This is a genomic window from Actinomadura sp. 7K507, from assembly GCF_004348425.1.
In the GTDB taxonomy this organism is placed as follows: Bacteria; Actinomycetota; Actinomycetes; order Streptosporangiales; family Streptosporangiaceae; genus Spirillospora.
On sequence record NZ_SMKK01000218.1, the window covers coordinates 1 to 16,591 of the forward strand.

Here is a 16,591-nt window from a genome sequence, read left to right on the forward strand (position 1 = left end):
GGGGAAGGCCGCCCAGACGGCCTTGCCTTGTGCGCCTCCGGTGCAGATCGAGCGGGAGGGGTGTGCGCCCCAGGCTTCGGCGAGGAGAGCGACGATTCCGATGCCTCTGCCGTGGTCGTCCAGCAGGTCCTTGGGAGTGGTGTCTGGCCAGGACGAGCGGCAGGCATCGAAGACCGATATCACCAGTTGCGGTGTCGGAGTGGCCCTAGCCCAGACCCAGAGTTCGGGCGGGACGGTTGAGGTGCTGGGGCTGGCGTGCGTCAGGGCGTTCGTGGCGAGTTCGCTGGCGGCCAGCGTCGCATCGTCGGTCGTGTCACGGTCCAGACCGAGCGTCGTCATGGCGATGCTGAGGAGGGAGCGAGCGACCGAGGCGCAACTTGCGTCGGCTGGAAGGCGCCACGCGCACATGCCTCCCAGCGCTATATCGGCGGCGTGGCCGATAGTCATATGTCCGGACTGCACTATCTGCGCCATTTTGGACCTCTCCTTGCAGGTCAGAAGTTTCTTTCTTCGCGTCACAGCGTGCACCTCTTGACCTAACCTTTTCTTGTTCCCGAGAAGTCCTGGAACTTCGCCGCAAGAGAGGCAGAGACATGAACATCAACGAGTCTCCAGACGCGCGATCATCGATGTGGGCGTGGATCGCCTACTCGCTGCGGTTCCACCGCATGCAGCGCGGGCTCACGGGAGATGCCGTGGCGAGGCTGCTCAACTGTGCTCGTTCCTCAATTTCCAGACTGGAGAACGGCGAGGCCAAGCTGGAGGAGAAGCAGGCCGCCGTCCTGGACGAGGCCTGGAACACCGGCAACCACTTCTCGATCATGGTTTGGTACGCCCGCCAAGGTCACGATCCCACCTGGTTCAAGAACTTCACGGAGTTCGAAGCACGCGCGGAGCGGATCCACAACTACGACGGCCAGCTCATACCGGCCCTCTTCCAAACTCCCGGCTATGCCCGTGCTCTCCTCGAGTCTGGACGAAATCCATATCTTGAGGACGACCTCAAAAAGCGAATGGCTCGCCAGAATGTCCTCGATCGCAAGATTCCCCCCGAGCTTTGGGTGCTGCTCTCGGAGAGCGTGATCGACATACCGGTCGGCGGTGCCGAGGTGATGAGAGAGCAACTCGCCTATCTACTCGAGCTCTCCATGCGGCCCAACGTGTTCCTGCGCATCGTCCCCAAGAGCGCGGGCGCGCACGAGGGGCTGGACGGCCCCTTCAAGATCATCACTGTCAAGCAAGGGGAGGTGGGCTTTGTCGAGGCGCCCAATGGGGGCAGGCTGGTCCTCGAGGCAGCGGAGGTTCGCGGCCTGAAGCTGAGGTTCGATCGCATCGGCGCGGTGGCACTGCCCGTAGACTCTTCACGACGCCTGATCGAGCAACTGATGGAGAGCTTCACATGAATCCCCCCACCTGGCGTAAGAGCAGTCGGTCGACTCAGGGGACTTCAGGCGAGTGCGTAGAGGTCGCGCGACTCGCTCAAAGCATCGGTGTCCGTGACAGCAAGCGGCCAGGTGACGTGCATATTTCCTTCACGGCTGAGCAGTTCGCGGCCCTCGTCCAACACATCAGGACCACCATGTGATGACCGTCGTATGGCGCAAGAGCAGTAGGAGCACCAACCAGGGCGGCGAATGCGTCGAGGTCGCTGCACTCTCGGACGTCATCGGCGTACGCGACAGCAAGAACACCGAGGGCGGCCACCTCGCCCTTACGTCCGAGGCATTCGCGAAGCTGGTCCAGCGCATCAAGGGCTTGGACTGACGGCTCGGCGCGGCGGGCGGGCTGGGCTACTTGGTCTCTGACCATGCAGGTAGAAACACTCGGGCGATGCCCTTTAACGCTGGTGAAGAAGCGTTTCAGCCCATCACGCCCCTGGCCGTCCGCCATCATCGGCGTCAAAACGCTGCTCGGGATGGAAGCCCGGGCGGGCCGAGGACGCTGGTTGACTCGTGGCCACGGCGGCCTACTCGTCCGACCACGCCCGGATACTTCTGCGACATCATGTCGGTCGCCAGCAGGCTGAACGGGCGCGTTGACCTCAAGTCTGGTTGAGGCCGCATGCTTGGGATCCACGTTCGCCAGTGGATAGGAGTTCGGCGGTATGCGGGTGGTTGAGGTAGTTCGCTTCGGAGGGCCCGAGGTGCTGGTGCCGGGTGAGGCGCCGGATCCGGTGGCCGGGGCGGGCCAGGTCGTGGTCGATGTGGCGGTCGCGGGCATGACGTTCGTCGAGACACAGATCCGGCGGGGCGTCGACCAGTGGCATGCCAAGCCGTCGTTGCCGTACGTGCCGGGCGGTCTGGTGGCTGGACAGGTAGGTTCCGTCGGGCCGGGGGTGGATCAGGCTTGGCTCGGGCGGCGGGTCATCGCCGGAATCGGAGAAACCGGTGGTTTCGCCGAGCGGGCGGTGGCCGAAGCGAAGGAGCTCTTTCCGGTGCCGGACGGGCTGGGCCTACCGGAGGCGGTCGCGCTGCACAGTGATGGCAGCACCGCGCAGGGACTGGCCGAGAACGCCGACATCAGGGCCGGTGGCTGGGTGCTGGTCGAGGCGGCGGCCGGCGGTGTCGGCAGCCTGCTGGTGCAACTCGCCCACGCGGCGGACGCCCGAGTCGTTGGAGCCGCCCGCGGGGAACGCAAGCTCGGCCTGATCAGGGAACTGGGCGCCGACCTCGCGGTCGACTACACCGAAACGGTGTGGACCAAGCGAGTGCTCGAAGCGACTGGCGGCGCAGGACCCGATGTGGTGTTCGACGGAGTCGGCGGGCAGATCGGGCGGGCCGCGTTCGAGGTGACGGCTCGCGGCGGACGGTTCTCGGTGCACGGCGCCTCCAGCGGCGAGGTCACGAGCATCGACCCCGCAGAGGCGCGTTCCAGGGACGTGGATGTCCTCGGCATTGAGCAGCTCTTCGATTTCGGGCCGAACGTGACGCGCTGGGCGGACCAGATGATGTCCCAGGCCGCTGCGGGCCTCGTCCGGCCGGTCATCGGGCAGACCTTCCCGCTGGAACGCGCTGCCGACGCACACGCCGAGATCGAGAACCGTACCGCCATAGGCAAGACCCTGCTGCTGATCTAACGGACTCCGCGCCAAGAGCGTCGACCCGGCTGAAAGCCGTTGACCCGCTCCCGTGCCTTCGAATGCTTCGGGTAGTCGACGGTTGTGTGACACAGCGTGCGGGCCTGTGGAGTAGCCGTCAGTCCTGGAGGGCGGTGCGTACCTGCCAGCCGGTTGCGGTCTGGTGGAGCGTGGCGGTCAGGTCGTCGAGGCCGGGGCGTCCGGCGTCCTGCCAGCTCTCGTAGTAGTCGCGGAGCTTGGTGAGGGCGGGCGAATCAGGTTTGTTGGCGCGGAGGTGCCCGTCGGCCATAAGAAGGGCGGCATTGTTGCCGCTGGAGAATCCGATGCCCGACTCCCACGTCGTGCCGGAGGTGCCGAAGTAGGTGAGGCTTGAGACGGGATGGGCGGCGTCGCGAGCGGCGCTGTAGGAGCGGAAGTCGCGCCAGGCCAAGGCCCGCTGTTCCTCGGTGTCGCCCAGTGGGACGGGCTCGGTGTGGTGGTCAGGGCGTCGGAGCATGGCAAGGGTGGCTGCGGGATCGTGCCCCTCGTAGCGACCACGCCACGCCACGCTGACCCACGCCCGGTCACCGTTGTCTGCACGGTCTTCGGCGTCGATGTAGAACAGGGGAACACCGAGAGTCGTGTTGATCTCCTCGCCCATGTCGACGTAGACGGCTTGTCCGAGCCGCGGATCGACGAGGTCTCCGGCAGTGTTGACGGTGGCGCGGACATGGCCGACGGCGCGGGCGACTTCGGCGAGGTAAATCGGTGTGGACACCAAGCCACCGGGGGCAGCTTGATCAATCCAGGCTTGCGGGATGTGGGTAGGCGTGCACCAGGCGACGATCACATCGTAGGGACCGTGCTCAGGGGCACCACGATGGCCGTCGCGGCAGAGAAGAGTGAGATTGCTGACGCCGCGTTCGTCATGCAGTGTGGCGGCCCGCTGCGTGAGGTCGGGCGCGATGTCGATCGAGACTACGTGTCCCTCAGCGCCGACGAGTTCGGCGAGCAGTCCCCCGGTCAGGCCGGTTCCGGTGCCGAGCTCCAGGACCCGCTGGCCGGGCTGGATGTCCAGGCGCCGCAGGTCGCGTTCGATGGCGACCTGGGCGGTGACCTGAGGGACGCGGCCGAGCCGGGGATGGTCGACGTAGTGGTCGCGGGAGACGGCTGCGGCGGCCTTGGCTACAGCGTCATCGGCAACGACGGTGTTGGACACGGTACTCCCGGGTGTTCAATCGGGCTCAGATCTGGACGGTAACGCGAAACGGCCGGTCAGGTGGGTCAGGCTCCCCCACCGGCTGGCCTTCGATCTGGATCCAGGCGTGAGACTCGGCGGGCATGAAGCGGCAGCCGACGCACCAGTCGACGCTTCGGCGACGCAGAGCGAGCAAGATGAACGCGGCCAAGGAGTTCTCTCCCGTCGGCCGTGGTCGAAGCGGCAAGCGTGACATGATCTGCCTATGACTGCCCTTTCTCCGACGATCGTGGCGACCAGTATGGGGTTCCACCGCGGTGGACCCGGTGACGCCCTGCGGATGGCGTAGGAGCAGCAAGAGCACCCCAGGTCGAGATTGTGTTGAGGTCGCCGAGCTCTCGAACGTCATCGGCGTGCGCGACAGCAAGTACCCCGAGGGCGGCCACCTCGCCCGCGCGTCCAAGGCATTCAAGAAGCTCGTTTAGCGCATCAAGGGCTTGGACTGACGGCTCGGCATGGGGGGGCGACTTTGAAGTGACAACCCCGATGTGGCGGAAGAGCAGTCATTCCTCGGACGGGACCACTTCCCAATGCGTAGAGGTTGCCCAGCTTCCCGGCACCATCGGCGTGCGTGACAGCAAACGTCCAGGTGACGGCCACCTTTCGCTCACGGCCGAGCAGTTCGCGGCACTGATTCAGCGTGTCAAAGACATCGTGTGAGGCAGGCGGCACCTCACCTCTCGCACACAGGAACTTCGCGACCCTCGTCCGGCGGATCGAGAGCACGGGCCCGGCGCATGCTGGATGCCGCTGCGCGGCAGCGCTGCCTGGTGTTACGCCTTCTCCGTGCGGGCCTATGGTGTTCAGCGCGCTGGGGACGGCCGATCCTGGGCGGAGCGATGGCCTTGGGCGCGTACTTGGACGTGCTGGCGCTGCGGAGTCGGCTGGGCGCACCGGGACTTCTGATTCAGGCAGGCTGTGTTTCGGTGTTCACTCGGACGAGTTGTTTGCCGAGGTTGGCGCCGTCGAAGAGGCGTTGCAGGGCGGTGGGGGCGTTGGTGAGGCCGTCGGTGACGTCCTCGGCCCAGTGCAGATCACCTGCCGCTATCCAAGCCGCGATGCGGGAGAGTGCTGCGGGAAAGTCGGATTGGTGGTCGAGGAAGATGAAGCCCTCCATGCGGGCTCGTCGGAACGCGAGTTGCATGTAGTTGGCGGGGCCCGCACCATATCCCGCGGCCGTGTAGCCCGACGAGATCGATCCGCATAGTGCGATGCGCGCATGGACGGCGAGGTGGTCGAGGGCGTTCTCCAGGAGTATGCCGCCCACATTGTCGAAGACGGCGGTGAGGCCGTCGGGGGCGAAGTCGCGCAACGCGTCCGGGACGTTGTCGGCGCGGTAGTCCACGCAGGCGTCGAATCCCGCGACGTCCTTCACCCAGGCGACCTTCTCGGCCGAGCCGGCGGTGCCGATGACCCGGGCACCGAGGAGGCGAGCCATCTGCCCGGCCAGGGAGCCGACGCTGCCGGCCGCGCCCGTGACCAGGACCGTGTCTCCGGCCGCGACGTCGAGCACGCGGGACATCCCCATGAATGCCGTCAGGCCGCTCACGCCGAAGACGGTGAGCATGTGACGCGGGTCGATTCCGTCCGGCACCGGATTGACACCGAACAGGCCGCCGTCGCGTGCCACGACGTACTCCCGCCAGCCCAGGTCGCCGTAGACCCACTGGCCTTCGGGCAGCGTCCGATTCCGGGAGGCCACCACGCGCCCGACACCGCTGCCGCGCATCACGTCGCCGATCCCGACCGGAGCCGTGTAAGTGGTGCCGGGGTTGAGCCACGTGCGCTGCGTGGCGTCGATCCCGAGCCAGACGACCTCGACCAGGGCTTCACCGTCGTCGAGCGTGGGCACGGGCAGGGTCTGCTCGGCGAACGTGCCGGGGGTGATGCCGGCGGTGGGACGTTCTCGCAGCACCAGCTGGCGGAAGGTGCGGGTGGACATGGGTTCAGCCTCTTTCAAAGGGCCGAGCGCGTCGCTCGGCCGAAGGTCGCGATCAGCTCGGCGGAGACGGCTTCCACGGGAGCGCCGTGTGCGACGCGCAGCCCTTCGGCGTCGAGGGTGCGGCGGATGATCCCGGCCATCATGACGGGGTCGAATGGACGCAGCTCGCCGTTGCGCTGCCCTTCCTCCAGCAGCGCGACGACATCGGACAGGGACGCCCTCACAAGCTCGTCATAGACAGGCGCCGCCGCTGTCGTGCGGTGGGCGATGACGGCGATCAGGGCGCGCGTTTCCATCGGCCGCCGCGCGCAGTACTGAAGGAATCCGCGGATGTACGCCGCGAACCGCTCCAGGACGCTGCCCTGGCCGCGAAGTGTGGCGAGGAGTTCCGGTTCCAGGATCCCGACCACGCGAGCGACAACGGAGTCGAGAATCTCGTCCCTCGTCTCGAAGTTGCTGTGGTAGGCGCCACGGCTGTATCCCGCCGCCTCCGCGATGGCCTCGACCGAGGTCGAAGCGACCCCGCGCTCCGCGAACAGCCGCATCGCCGACGCGACGAGTTCCTCACGTGTTCGCTGGCGCCGCTCGGCGCGCGTCTCCCGTGGCATGGATTAAGGATACGTCACAGTATCCGAATACATTGCCGTATGTGAAGTTGTGGCGACCGTCTCCGGGGTGGCACTGCTGTCGGCGCGCTCACCCGGTCACTGGCCAAGGCCGACGGGCGCGCGAAGGGCGTTTCTACTGGGACTGCGTGTAAACAGCTTTGGCGAGGTGGCCGATGTAGGTCTTCTGCCGCCCGGCGAACGGACCGCGCAGGACTCTTGGGTGGGCGAGTCCATAAGGCGGCGGGCCGTCCCCCGAAGGTGCCTGCCGTCCCCGACCGGGAGTGTGTTCATGGTGGACGAAGAGGGTCTTCCGACCGAAGGCATCGAGGGCCAAGAGCCGGACGGTGAGGCGTCGTGGTTGGGGCGTGGAGTCGCCTTGTTCACGCCCGTCTTCGCGGTGGCGGCCGGATGGCTGGCCGGAGTGGTGGCGCAGCTCGTCCCTGGGGCCCATTTGGACGAGACGCAGGTGACCACGTTCATGGTGGCGGCCACCACGGCGGCTCTGGGAACCGGGTGGAAATGGCTTCAGGGGTGGCAGCAGCACGAGAGGTTCGTGGCGGAAGGGAAGGCCGCGCCTGTGAGGAGCAGTCGGCAGCGGGCGGCCCGGACTCGCAAAGTGAGCTGAGCTTTGGATCGCGACTGACCTGATCGCGACTGGAATGGTCTTCTCGCCTTGCGGGTTGCAACAGGCATGCGGTCGGTCGATGTTCTCGTGATCGGTGCCGGGCAGGCGGGGCTGTCTGCGGCCTATCACCTGCAGCGGCGCGAGTTCGTTCCCATCACCCGAGCCTCGGTGGCCGATCGGACGTTCGTGGTACTGGATTCGGAAGACGGGCCCGGGGGTGCATGGCAGCACCGCTGGGCCTCGCTGAAAATGGCGACGGTCAACGGCATCTACGAGCTGCCGGGATTCCCCGTGCCGCCCGCGGATCCGGAGGCCAGCAGCCGCGACGTCCTGCCCGCCTACTTCGGCGACTACGAGCAGCGCTTCGCTCTCGATGTGCAGCGTCCCGTGCGCGTGCGTGCCGTGCGGCGCGCCACGAGCGCGGACGGCGCCGACGCGGACAGCCCACTTATCGTCGAGACGGATTCCGGGACGTGGTCCGCCGGCCACGTCATCAACGCCACCGGTACCTGGACGCGCCCGCACTGGCCGCACTACCCCGGTATGCAGAGCTTTCGCGGGCGTCAGCTCCACGTCCGCGACTACGTGTCGGCCGAGGAGTTCGCGGGCAAGCGCGTCGTGATCGTCGGTGCGGGGATCTCGGCGACGCAACTGCTCGAAGAGATCTCGCGCGTCGCCGACACGTTGTGGGTGACGCGCACCGAACCCGAGTGGAAGGACGGGCTGGCCACCCCCACCATCGTCGAGGCGCTCGCCCGCGCGGAAGAGCGCGTCCGCGAGGGACTGCCTCCGCAGAGCATTGTGCGCGTGACGGGGATGATCCGCACGCCGTGGACCGAGCGGGCCGACGAGCGGGGCGTGCTGGTGCGGCATCCGATGTTCACCCGCATCGAGGAGCATGGCGTCCGCATGCCGGACGGCTCGTTCGAACCCGCCGACGTCATCCTGTGGGCGACCGGATTCCGGGCTGAGCTCAAGCACCTCGCTCCCCTGCGACTGCGCACCCAGCACGGCGGAATCCGCGTCGCGAACGGCAGATCGCTGGACGAGCCACGCCTGTTCGTCATCGGCTACGGCCCGTCGCAGTCGACGATCGGCGCCAACCGCGCGGGCCGGGACGCGGTGATCTCGATCCTGGCCAACCCTGCGCCCACGGAAGTCTCCGCTCTTCCAGCGTGAAGGACGAGGCCCACGCCGCCGACGGTATTGGCTCCCGTCCTCGCGGCAATCACCGTGACCGTGGACCGGCGCCGTCTGCTGACCGCAGCGATCATCGTCCAATGCGCCGGATTCACCGTGCTGCCCTACCTGGGCCCGCTGCCGGCGCCGCCGCCTCGGTCACGAGCTCTCAACTGGCCACCGTGCGGGCCCTGACGATCACGGTTCGGCGCGGTTGTCGTCCTGTGGAGGGTGGTGCTCGGGATCGAGGCGGGCCAGGGCTGTGCGGGCGGCCTTGAGGTCGAGGTCGCGGAGCCGGAGGGACGCTCCCTCTGGCGGCCTGCGTCTTTCGAGTTCGCCGATGAAGTCGCGCAGGATCGGGATCGCGCGTGGGTCGCCCAGGTCGGCGAGCAGCCGGACGGCGTAGTTCGGAAGATTGCCGCCGGGCAGATGGGCGGCGAGAGGTTCCAGTGCCCGCGCGTCCCCCATCTGCACCAGCCCGGACAGTGCCCCGAAGTCGTCGTAGTCATCAGCATGCTCATACGCGTAGCGCAGCAACGCGTCGGCGACGCGAGGCTCGTGGAAAGCGGTCAAAGCCGCCACTACGCTGCCTCGCACCTTCTTACTAGGCTCGCCGCCGCCCGGGCGCCTGCCGTCCAGGATCGCGAGCAGGGGTTCGACCGCTTCGGTCACATGAAGATCGGACAGTGCCGTGGCCGCGCGGCCGCAGATCTCGTCGTCTTTGTGGCCCAGTGCGCGCAGCAGCCGTTTGGTGTCGCCGGCCTCCTTGAGTGTCGCGACGTGGGGCCGTCGGAACGCACCGAACGCCGACGGGCGCCGCTGGGCGCGCCGTTCGTAGCGTCCGGCGAGGGAGCGTAGTTGCGGTGCGAGCCTGCGGGATCGCGCGAGCCCGTCGCGGGCGACGAGGAGGTGCTCGTAGGGCGCGAGGTATTCGCCGGAGACGTAGGCCACGCGGCGGAACACGGTGCCGTATTCGGTGTCGATCCGCTTAATGGTCTCGACGCACGCGGCGGCCTCGGCGTCAACGATGACGGCCGCGTCCCGCAGGGCGCTCGCCGCCGCCACCGGGCCGAGCAGGCCCTTCCTCAGCGAGCCCATGCGGCGATGGACGTCCGCCGGGTCGAGGCCCGTGCCCTCGGGGGCCCTGTGCTCGTGCCACATCCTGTATTCGAGGGCGAGCTTCCTGGTTCGACGCAACAGCATGAATGTCCAGATACCACGATGCGCCGCGAAGCGCGCGTGTTCACCGCACCTGGCTAGACCGGCCCGGGCCGCCGTCCCCAGGAGCGCAGGCCCGGGAACCGCGACTTCAGAGGGCAACTCGGACCGGCTGCGAGGCTGCTGTGCGTCCCGGAGATCCCCTTCTGGCCGATCCCTCCCGAAAGCTATGCAGCGCATACAGTACGCGAGTACTGCTTGCTTACTTCGCATAGGTTGACGCAGTTATCGTCGACACGCCGATCGTCGATGACGAATATCGTTCTCTGCTGGTCTACGAGACGTCCATCACCTAGGTGAGCGAGTCAATCGCAGCAAATACTTCCGGCTTTACCTTGACTGACAATGGCAGAAAGTGTCCGCAGACAGTCTGCCCTGGAGTTGGCCGGAGACCAGCGGACGACTCGCTGATGATATTCGGCAAGCCGGCCGCCGTACGGATCCTCAGACGTGGGGCCGGTAACTCCTGCTCGTACCGGTGGGCGTCTGGGCGCGACCACTTCCGCCAGCGCACACCGGGCGTCCTCGTCTTCATCAACGCCACCGGCACCTGGACGCGCAGCGAACCCGAGTGGGAGGGCGGGCCGTCCACTACGTGATCGAACTTTCTGGCTCGAACTCGAATCGAACTCAAGAGCCGACCGTGTTTCACCCGATAGGGACGAGGACCACCGTGAGTTCAGAGACTCTGACCATCCTTGCGATGGTTGCCGGCTGCGCCGTTTTCGCCGGGGCGGTCACCTACCCGCTCGTCGGCCGGGACTTCCAGGGTGGAGCAAGGGTGGTGGTAACGCTGATCACCACCGTCCTTGTGGGAGGGATGTCGCTGATCGTGCTCTACCTTTCCGTGGCCGTGTTCTTGGCCGTCGCAGTGGCCTATCTGGTGGTCCGCCACCTTCTCCGACCGGGTCTTGCTCTCGCGGCGTCGGGAGTCGTTCTCGCCGGCGGATTCTTCTGCGCTGTAATGATCATGTTCGCCGCGCTGAGCAACATGTGACATCAGACATCCAGCTGGAGCCCAACCTGATGGGCTCTCGGCTCCGACGGCCCGTCCTCCTGCCATGCGCTCAACCTGGCCCACCAGGTGAGCCGTCCCGCAGAGCGGGATGTGGGCCGTGGGTAAGCGGTGTTCGTACCACCCCGACGCCGTCGACCACCACACCGGCTTCGACGGCACCCTGGACGAGTACATCGCCTGGGTCGAGCCCAAGCTGCGCGCCCGGCTCGGCGGGACGATGCACCTCGTCGCCAACCACCTGGTCGAACTGCTCGGCGACACCGCCATCAGCGAGACGTACGGAACCTCGGTGCACTGGGGAGAACCCGCCGACGATCCCCGCGTGAACTTCACCACCGGCGTGCGGTTCGTCGACCACATGGCCCGGCGCGACGGCCGGTGGGCCATCGCCGAACGGTGGGCCGTCCGGGAGTGGACCAGGTCCGACGCAGGACGGCTGAGGCCCAAGGAGGCCGCGGGGCCGTCCGGCACCAGGGACGGCGACGACCCATTGGTCCGGCTCCAGCGCAAGCTGCGGGAAACGGAGGCAAGCGCGTGAAAGTTGGGATCAGCTCGCCGATCGTGGCGCTGTCAGGCAGGCGTCCGGCGTGGGAGGCCGAGGCCGGGACCGCCGAACTCGTCGACCGCTTCGGCGCCGACCGCATCCTCGGCGGCGTGCTCGCGTGGATCACCGTCTCGCTCCTGATGTTCGACCTGATCGCCCGGAACCTGGCCGGCGCCTATGTTGCAGTGGGCGTGTGGGCCGTGGCCGCCTGGATGGTCTCGGTCCCCCAGCAGGCCCGCCTCCTGCGGGCGGCGCCCAAGGCCGCCACCGTGGCGATCTCGTTGAACTCCTCGGCCATGTACCTGGGTTCGGCGCTCGCCGGCGGCCTCGGCGGCGCGATCCTGACCGGATGGGACGCCAGGGCCCTGCCCGTGGTCGCGGCGGGTCTCACCGTGGCGGCCGCGATCGTGTTCGCCATCGACTTCCTCATGGCGCGGACGGCCAGAACCCGCATGGCCGTCACGGACGCACCCGGATGACCCGGTCGCGTCCCCGCGCGGGTCCGCTGAGAAGGGCGGTCGACGGCGGCATCTGGGGTGGTCACGGTTGGGGGCGCGGGCGGTCGGGGTCGAGCAGTTCGCGTGGGAGTGCGGCTCGCCACCACTGTTCGACCTGGTCGGGCGTCCATCGGCGTTCGTTGATGAAGGTGGAGTAGGCGTCGATGTTGCACATGGCGGCGTAGATGTCGATCGCTGTCCGCAGGTCCAGGCCGTCGCGCAGTGATCCGTGCGGCCAGGATTCGAACACTTGCCGTCTGTTCTCGTCCGCGGCTCGGCGTCCGTTGGTGTAGATGGCGGCGAGTTCGGGTTCGCTGCGGCCGGCGTCGCGGATCAGGGCGATGATGTCGCCGGCGCGTTCGTAGAGGCGGCGGTCGAAGGAGGCCATGGCGGCGAGCTGGTCCGCGGGGTCGGCGGCCGGGTCTTCGAGCTCCGCGAGCATCTGCGCAGGGTCGGCCGAGAGGTCGGCGGCGTCGGCGAGTGCGCGGGTCAGGCCGGTCTTGTTCTTGTAGGTGGCGTAGACCGTCGGCGCGGAGACACCGGCCTCGCGGGCGACATCGCGGACCGTCGTTACGGCCCAGCCCTGTGCGACGAAGAGCCTGCGCGCGGCTCGTGCGATCTCGGCGCGGGTCTCCAGCGCCTGTGTTTCCCGCCGGAGCGAGTCGTAGCGGCGCTTCTTGGGCTCATCGGGCATGACTGGACTCCGGTTGACTTTACACATCTTCTAATGAATAGAGTATGCGCATGACAGATTCTTGCTGCTTCGTGCACCACCCTTCCATCCGCGCCGCCCGCCGGCTGACGGCGTCAACGCCGCGCCGGACAGCCGCGGTGAGCTCAGGATCCCGGGAGCGCGTCCATGCGTGCCGGTAGCGCGGTACGTGATTCGACGCGGTCCGGCGTTTTCGTTCGGATCGCGCGGTTCGCCCAGCGCCACAGCCTCGCGGCGCTCGGCGTGTGGGTCGCGGTACTGGCCGCCATCTGGGTGGCCGCGTCGGCGGCCGGCGACGACTACCGCGACGACGTGTCCCTGCCGGGGACGGAATCGCAGCACGCGGCCGATCTGATGGCCGAGCACGGGTTCGGACGTGCCGGGGACACGCTGCAGATCGTCTTCCACTCCGAAGGCGGACTGGGCGATCCCGCCGTCCGGAAGGAGGTCGGGTCGGCGCTCGCCGACGTCGGGGCCTTGCCGCACATCAATCGTGTGAGCAGCCCGTACGCGAGCCCGCTCACGGTCTCCCAGGACGGCACCGTCGGTTACGCGACGGCCGTACTCGACGTCGCGTCGGAGGACATGCCGCTCGATGAGGTACAGCGCGTCGTCGACACCGCGCAGTCGGCCGAGGCGGAGGGCCTCGATGTCGAGGTGGGCGGTGAAGCCGCCCGGTTGCTGGCCGAAGGGGAGACCGGCACGGCCGAGACGGTCGGCATCCTGGCCGCCCTGGTGATCCTGGTACTGATGTTCGGCACGGTCATAGCGGCCGGCCTGCCGGTCATCACCGCGCTGTTCGCGGTCGGATCGGCCGTCGGCATGGTCATCCTGGCGTCCCACGCGTTCACGATCTCCTCCTACACCCAGTACCTCATGGTGCTGGTGGGGCTGGGCGTCGGCATCGACTACGCCCTGCTGATCTTCGCGCGATATCGGGGCGAACTCCTTCGGGGCACGACGCCGGAAGCGGCCGCGACGACGGCGATCGACTCCGCCGGGCGGACGGTCTTCTTCGCCGGAACGACGGTGATCGTCGCGCTGCTGGGCCTGGTGACCCTCGGGCTGGGCTCGGTGCAGGGGTCGGCACTGGCGCTCGCGCTCACGGTGCTCGCCACCATGATCGCGTCGCTGACGCTGCTACCCGCCCTGCTCGCCCTGTTCGGCCGGCGCTTCGCCCGCCAGTTCACCGCGCGCGCGGCAAGACGGGCCGCGAAGCATCCAGACCGGTCCGAGGGGGCGGTATGGCGCCGTCTCGCCACCGCCGTCCAGCGGCGCCCCGTCCCGGCGATCGTGATCGCCGTCGCCGTCCTCGGCGTCCTCGCGGCTCCGGCGCTGAACATGCGGCTGGGCTTCGCCGACGCCGGGAACGATCCGCCCGGCACGACGAGCCGCCAGGCCTACGACCTCCTCGCCGCGGGCTTCGGCCCAGGAGTGAACGGCCCGCTTCTCATCACGGTCGACGGCGGCGGCAGCGGAGCCGAACGGCCGGCGCAGGCGGCCTCACGCGTCCTCGCCGGAACCGCGGGCATCGCGGCCACGACGCCACCAACGGTCAGCGAGGACGGCCGGGCCGCCACCATCCTGGCCATCCCCGACTCGGCCCCGCAGGACGAGGCGACCGCCGACCTCGTCACCACGCTCCGCGAGAACGTCCTGCCCGAGGTGTCGGATCGGACCGGCGCGGACTTCTCCGTCGGCGGGGCGACCGCCGCCACGCAGGACTACGCCGGCAAGGTCGCGGAACGGATGCCGTACTTCATCGCGGTCGTCGTCGGGGTGTCGCTGCTGATCCTGATGGCCATGTTCCGATCGGTACTGATCCCGATCAAGGCGGCCGTGCTGAACCTCGTCAGCATCGGAGCCGCGCTCGGCGCGATGACCCTGGTGTTCCAGGAGGGGCTGTTCGGCATCGACCCGGCACCGATCGAGGCGTACATCCCCGTCCTGGTGTTCGCGATCGTGTTCGGGCTCTCGATGGACTACGAGGTGTTCCTCGTCTCCCGGATCCACGAGGAGCGCGAGCGGACCGGCAGTGATGAGAGCGCGGTACGGGAGGGCCTCGCGCACACCGGTGCCGTCATCACGGCCGCCGGGCTGATCATGATCCTCATCTTCGGGGCGTTCATGCTCAGCCCGCAGCGGCTCCTGCAGCAGATCGGATTCGGCATGGCCATCGCGATCTTCGTCGACGCCGTCATCATCCGCTGCCTGGTGGTCCCGGCCGCGATGCAACTGATGGGCCGCTGGGCCTGGTGGATGCCCGCCGCCGTGGCCCGGCGACTGCCGAGGCTGAACCTGGAATCACGGCCGGAACACGCAGACCCGCCCATCGCGAAGGAGCACGCATCATGACCTTCCCGCATCGTCGGTTGGGCGGGCGTCCGCCTCCCGGTCGGCTTCCGTCAGCGGGAGAGTTCGGAGACGAGGGCGCGAACCCAGCGTTCCGAGACGGTGGGCTCCTCGGCGATGTGACGGGCCAGGCGGTTCCGCACCTCGCGTGTACGGCCGGTCTCGACGAGCGCGACGGCCTCCGCGAGCGCATGCCGGGCGTCCTGGTCATGGCGGGGCCGTCTCACCGAATGCTCGGACCATCGCTGCTGGTGGAAGGAGGCCGTGAGCTTGTCCTGTCTGTTGCCCAGGTAGCCCCACACCTCGCCGTCCAGCGAGATGTTGGTGATCGATTTACGCGGCAGCTCGCCCGTCCAATCCGACTTCTGCTGCCACCGCCAGGTTTTCGGGCTGGTCTTCTGGCGCCAGGTGATGCCGAGGAAACGCAGTTTGCGTCGGATGACGTCCCACTGGGCGCGCTCGTCGTCGATCCAGTCGCGCAGCAGCGTGTAGAGGCTCTCAAAGGTGCCTCCCTCCGAGACCAGATCGGTGAAGACCACGGCGCGATCCTTGCGCGCCAGCTCGTGAGGAGACAGACCCGCGGCGGTCAGATTGGCTCGCAACTGCGCCACCAGAGGCCCGGTGAGATCCTCGGCGCCCCACCGCAGCGAGAACGGGAGCAGGTGCAGGCGCCCACGCCACGAGCTGTCCGCCAGCGCGCCCGAGAGCAGGTCGAAAAGGCTGTCGGGGGAACGGCCCACGAAATACAGCTCGCCGTCGGCGCACCGGGCCAGCACCTTGGCCGAGCAGTCGATCAGCTCGTCGAGGAACCACAGGTCAGGTTCCGGGGACGCGTCCATCAGCGAACCGAGCTGCTGACGGCGCACCAGATCCCAGCGAAAGGGACGAAACGGCTCCAAGTCCTCAGAATCCATGTATTGCAGTGAACCAGAGCCAGCAGGAGATGCATGCCCGAAACCCCACGACGCACAGCCTGCACTGCGGCCGGTCTTGGCCCTTGCGTCGCCGGGCGGGTCGTCCCGCAGAGCGGGATGGGGGTCGTGGGCGGGCGGTGATTGTTGGACGCTCGCGACCATGGGTGTGCAGTGGAGCGAGTGGTCCGACCGTCAGGAAATCCATGACGTCGTCCTGCGGTACTGCCGCGGGATCGATCGGCTGGACTTCGACCTCGTCCGGTCGGCGTACCACCCCGACGCCATCGACCACCACACCGGCTTCGACGGCACCCTGGACGAGTACATCGCCTGGGTCGAGCCCAAGCTGCGCGCCCGGCTCGGCGGGACGATGCACCTCGTCGCCAACCACCTGGTCGAACTGCTCGGCGACACCGCCATCAGCGAGACGTACGGAACCTCGGTGCACTGGGGGGAACCCGCCGACGATCCCCGCGTGAACTTCACCACCGGCGTGCGGTTCGTCGACCACATGGCCCGGCGGGACGGCCGGTGGGCCATCGCCGAACGGTGGGCCGTCCGGGAGTGGACCAGGTCCGACGCAGGACGGCTGAGGCCCAAGGAGGCCGCGGGGCCGTCCGGCACCAGGGACGGCGACGACCCATTGGTCCGGCTCCAGCGCAAGCTGCG

General features: G+C 68.0%; 21 protein-coding genes. 13 read left to right on the plus strand and 8 right to left on the minus strand.

All coding sequences use genetic code 11. From position 1 onward, the window contains the following. Positions 1-474 (minus strand): ATP-binding protein (locus E1285_RS35120; protein ID WP_207947044.1); only part of this gene is annotated, 474 nt, incomplete at its 3' end. 119 nt (positions 475-593) lie between these two features. Here E1285_RS35120 and E1285_RS35125 point away from each other — a divergent pair. The 4 genes from E1285_RS35125 (at position 594) to E1285_RS35140 (ending at position 3,076) form a co-directional block, all read left to right on the plus strand. Then, positions 594-1,403, plus strand: a complete 810-nt coding sequence (locus E1285_RS35125; RefSeq protein WP_132158898.1) for a helix-turn-helix transcriptional regulator — start codon at positions 594-596, stop codon at positions 1,401-1,403. Further along, positions 1,400-1,585 carry a DUF397 domain-containing protein gene (locus E1285_RS35130; protein WP_132158899.1) on the plus strand — a complete coding sequence of 62 codons (186 nt, stop codon included), beginning with the start codon at positions 1,400-1,402 and terminating at the stop codon, positions 1,583-1,585. The genes E1285_RS35125 and E1285_RS35130 overlap by 4 nt, the downstream gene beginning before the upstream one ends. After that, positions 1,585-1,764, plus strand: coding sequence for a DUF397 domain-containing protein (locus E1285_RS35135; RefSeq protein ID WP_132158900.1), 180 nt, complete (start codon positions 1,585-1,587; stop codon positions 1,762-1,764). The genes E1285_RS35130 and E1285_RS35135 overlap by 1 nt, the downstream gene beginning before the upstream one ends. Before the next feature lie 340 nt (positions 1,765-2,104). Beyond that, positions 2,105-3,076: a zinc-binding dehydrogenase gene (locus E1285_RS35140; RefSeq protein WP_132158901.1), complete on the plus strand. Its 972-nt coding sequence runs from the start codon at positions 2,105-2,107 to the stop codon at positions 3,074-3,076. 118 nt (positions 3,077-3,194) lie between these two features. Here E1285_RS35140 and E1285_RS35145 read toward each other — a convergent pair whose 3' ends face one another. Then, the gene (locus E1285_RS35145; protein ID WP_132158902.1) at positions 3,195-4,274 is read right to left on the minus strand and encodes a methyltransferase domain-containing protein; all 1,080 of its coding nucleotides are present in this window, start codon (positions 4,272-4,274) and stop codon (positions 3,195-3,197) included. 25 nt (positions 4,275-4,299) lie between these two features. Further along, positions 4,300-4,617 carry a lasso peptide biosynthesis B2 protein gene (locus E1285_RS47770; protein ID WP_279510120.1) on the minus strand — a complete coding sequence of 106 codons (318 nt, stop codon included), beginning with the start codon at positions 4,615-4,617 and terminating at the stop codon, positions 4,300-4,302. Here E1285_RS47770 and E1285_RS47775 point away from each other — a divergent pair. Beyond that, a complete protein-coding gene (locus E1285_RS47775; protein ID WP_243723267.1) occupies positions 4,580-4,738 on the plus strand; it encodes a DUF397 domain-containing protein in 159 nt (52 codons plus the stop codon). The two genes, E1285_RS47770 and E1285_RS47775, sit on opposite strands and share 38 nt — an antisense overlap. A 61-nt stretch (positions 4,739-4,799) precedes the next feature. Further along, positions 4,800-4,973 carry a DUF397 domain-containing protein gene (locus tag E1285_RS35160; RefSeq protein WP_132158905.1) on the plus strand — a complete coding sequence of 58 codons (174 nt, stop codon included), beginning with the start codon at positions 4,800-4,802 and terminating at the stop codon, positions 4,971-4,973. A 247-nt stretch (positions 4,974-5,220) separates the two neighbouring features. Here the strand turns inward: E1285_RS35160 and E1285_RS35165 are convergent, their stop codons facing one another. Both E1285_RS35165 and E1285_RS35170 read right to left on the minus strand, forming a co-directional pair. After that, entirely contained in the window at positions 5,221-6,255 is a 1,035-nt protein-coding gene (locus E1285_RS35165) for an NADP-dependent oxidoreductase (protein ID WP_132158906.1), read from the minus strand. Between the two features lie 14 nt (positions 6,256-6,269). Further along, positions 6,270-6,863, minus strand: a complete 594-nt coding sequence (locus E1285_RS35170) for a TetR family transcriptional regulator (RefSeq protein ID WP_132158907.1) — start codon at positions 6,861-6,863, stop codon at positions 6,270-6,272. Between the two features lie 289 nt (positions 6,864-7,152). Here E1285_RS35170 and E1285_RS35175 point away from each other — a divergent pair, with 289 nt between their 5' ends. Both E1285_RS35175 and E1285_RS35180 read left to right on the plus strand, forming a co-directional pair. Continuing rightward, complete coding sequence (locus tag E1285_RS35175) at positions 7,153-7,488, plus strand: hypothetical protein (RefSeq protein ID WP_132158908.1); 336 nt, start codon at positions 7,153-7,155, stop codon at positions 7,486-7,488. Between the two features lie 66 nt (positions 7,489-7,554). After that, positions 7,555-8,667 carry an NAD(P)-binding domain-containing protein gene (locus E1285_RS35180; protein WP_132158909.1) on the plus strand — a complete coding sequence of 371 codons (1,113 nt, stop codon included), beginning with the start codon at positions 7,555-7,557 and terminating at the stop codon, positions 8,665-8,667. A gap of 198 nt (positions 8,668-8,865) precedes the next feature. Here E1285_RS35180 and E1285_RS35185 read toward each other — a convergent pair whose 3' ends face one another. Next, on the minus strand, positions 8,866-9,864 hold the full coding sequence (locus E1285_RS35185) for a HEAT repeat domain-containing protein (protein ID WP_132158910.1): 999 nt from the start codon (positions 9,862-9,864) through the stop codon (positions 8,866-8,868). Positions 9,865-10,558: 694 nt separating this feature from the next. On the opposite strand from E1285_RS35185, the gene E1285_RS35190 reads away from it, so the two are divergent. From E1285_RS35190 to E1285_RS35200, 3 genes are all read left to right on the plus strand, one after another. Next, on the plus strand, positions 10,559-10,882 hold the full coding sequence (locus E1285_RS35190; RefSeq protein ID WP_132158911.1) for a hypothetical protein: 324 nt from the start codon (positions 10,559-10,561) through the stop codon (positions 10,880-10,882). Positions 10,883-11,000: 118 nt separating this feature from the next. Beyond that, on the plus strand, positions 11,001-11,441 hold the full coding sequence (locus tag E1285_RS35195; RefSeq protein WP_243723268.1) for a nuclear transport factor 2 family protein: 441 nt from the start codon (positions 11,001-11,003) through the stop codon (positions 11,439-11,441). Next, positions 11,438-11,926, plus strand: a complete 489-nt coding sequence (locus E1285_RS35200; RefSeq protein WP_132158913.1) for an MFS transporter — start codon at positions 11,438-11,440, stop codon at positions 11,924-11,926. Before E1285_RS35195 ends, E1285_RS35200 begins: the two co-directional genes overlap by 4 nt. A 61-nt stretch (positions 11,927-11,987) precedes the next feature. On the opposite strand, the gene E1285_RS35205 is transcribed toward E1285_RS35200, so the two are convergent. After that, complete coding sequence (locus E1285_RS35205) at positions 11,988-12,638, minus strand: TetR/AcrR family transcriptional regulator (RefSeq protein WP_132158914.1); 651 nt, start codon at positions 12,636-12,638, stop codon at positions 11,988-11,990. 165 nt (positions 12,639-12,803) lie between these two features. Here E1285_RS35205 and E1285_RS35210 point away from each other — a divergent pair, with 165 nt between their 5' ends. Continuing rightward, positions 12,804-15,011, plus strand: coding sequence for an MMPL family transporter (locus E1285_RS35210; RefSeq protein WP_132158915.1), 2,208 nt, complete (start codon positions 12,804-12,806; stop codon positions 15,009-15,011). A gap of 50 nt (positions 15,012-15,061) precedes the next feature. Here the strand turns inward: E1285_RS35210 and E1285_RS35215 are convergent, their stop codons facing one another. After that, on the minus strand, positions 15,062-15,922 hold the full coding sequence (locus tag E1285_RS35215) for a hypothetical protein (protein WP_132158916.1): 861 nt from the start codon (positions 15,920-15,922) through the stop codon (positions 15,062-15,064). A gap of 160 nt (positions 15,923-16,082) precedes the next feature. Between E1285_RS35215 and E1285_RS35220 the strand changes: the two genes are divergently transcribed. Further along, on the plus strand, positions 16,083-16,591 hold a 509-nt coding region (locus tag E1285_RS35220), incomplete at its 3' end, for a nuclear transport factor 2 family protein (RefSeq protein ID WP_132158917.1).

Coding starts and splice junctions, on each gene's coding strand:
- E1285_RS35135 (WP_132158900.1), top strand. CDS start 1,585: ATGACCGTCGTATGGCGCAAGAGCAGTAGGAGCACCAACCAGGGCGGC.
- E1285_RS35215 (WP_132158916.1), bottom strand. CDS start 15,922: ATGGATTCTGAGGACTTGGAGCCGTTTCGTCCCTTTCGCTGGGATCTG.
- E1285_RS35205 (WP_132158914.1), bottom strand. CDS start 12,638: ATGCCCGATGAGCCCAAGAAGCGCCGCTACGACTCGCTCCGGCGGGAA.
- E1285_RS35180 (WP_132158909.1), top strand. CDS start 7,555: ATGCGGTCGGTCGATGTTCTCGTGATCGGTGCCGGGCAGGCGGGGCTG.
- E1285_RS35210 (WP_132158915.1), top strand. CDS start 12,804: ATGCGTGCCGGTAGCGCGGTACGTGATTCGACGCGGTCCGGCGTTTTC.
- E1285_RS35165 (WP_132158906.1), bottom strand. CDS start 6,255: ATGTCCACCCGCACCTTCCGCCAGCTGGTGCTGCGAGAACGTCCCACC.
- E1285_RS35130 (WP_132158899.1), top strand. CDS start 1,400: ATGAATCCCCCCACCTGGCGTAAGAGCAGTCGGTCGACTCAGGGGACT.
- E1285_RS35170 (WP_132158907.1), bottom strand. CDS start 6,863: ATGCCACGGGAGACGCGCGCCGAGCGGCGCCAGCGAACACGTGAGGAA.
- E1285_RS35160 (WP_132158905.1), top strand. CDS start 4,800: ATGTGGCGGAAGAGCAGTCATTCCTCGGACGGGACCACTTCCCAATGC.
- E1285_RS35140 (WP_132158901.1), top strand. CDS start 2,105: ATGCGGGTGGTTGAGGTAGTTCGCTTCGGAGGGCCCGAGGTGCTGGTG.
- E1285_RS35125 (WP_132158898.1), top strand. CDS start 594: ATGAACATCAACGAGTCTCCAGACGCGCGATCATCGATGTGGGCGTGG.
- E1285_RS35175 (WP_132158908.1), top strand. CDS start 7,153: ATGGTGGACGAAGAGGGTCTTCCGACCGAAGGCATCGAGGGCCAAGAG.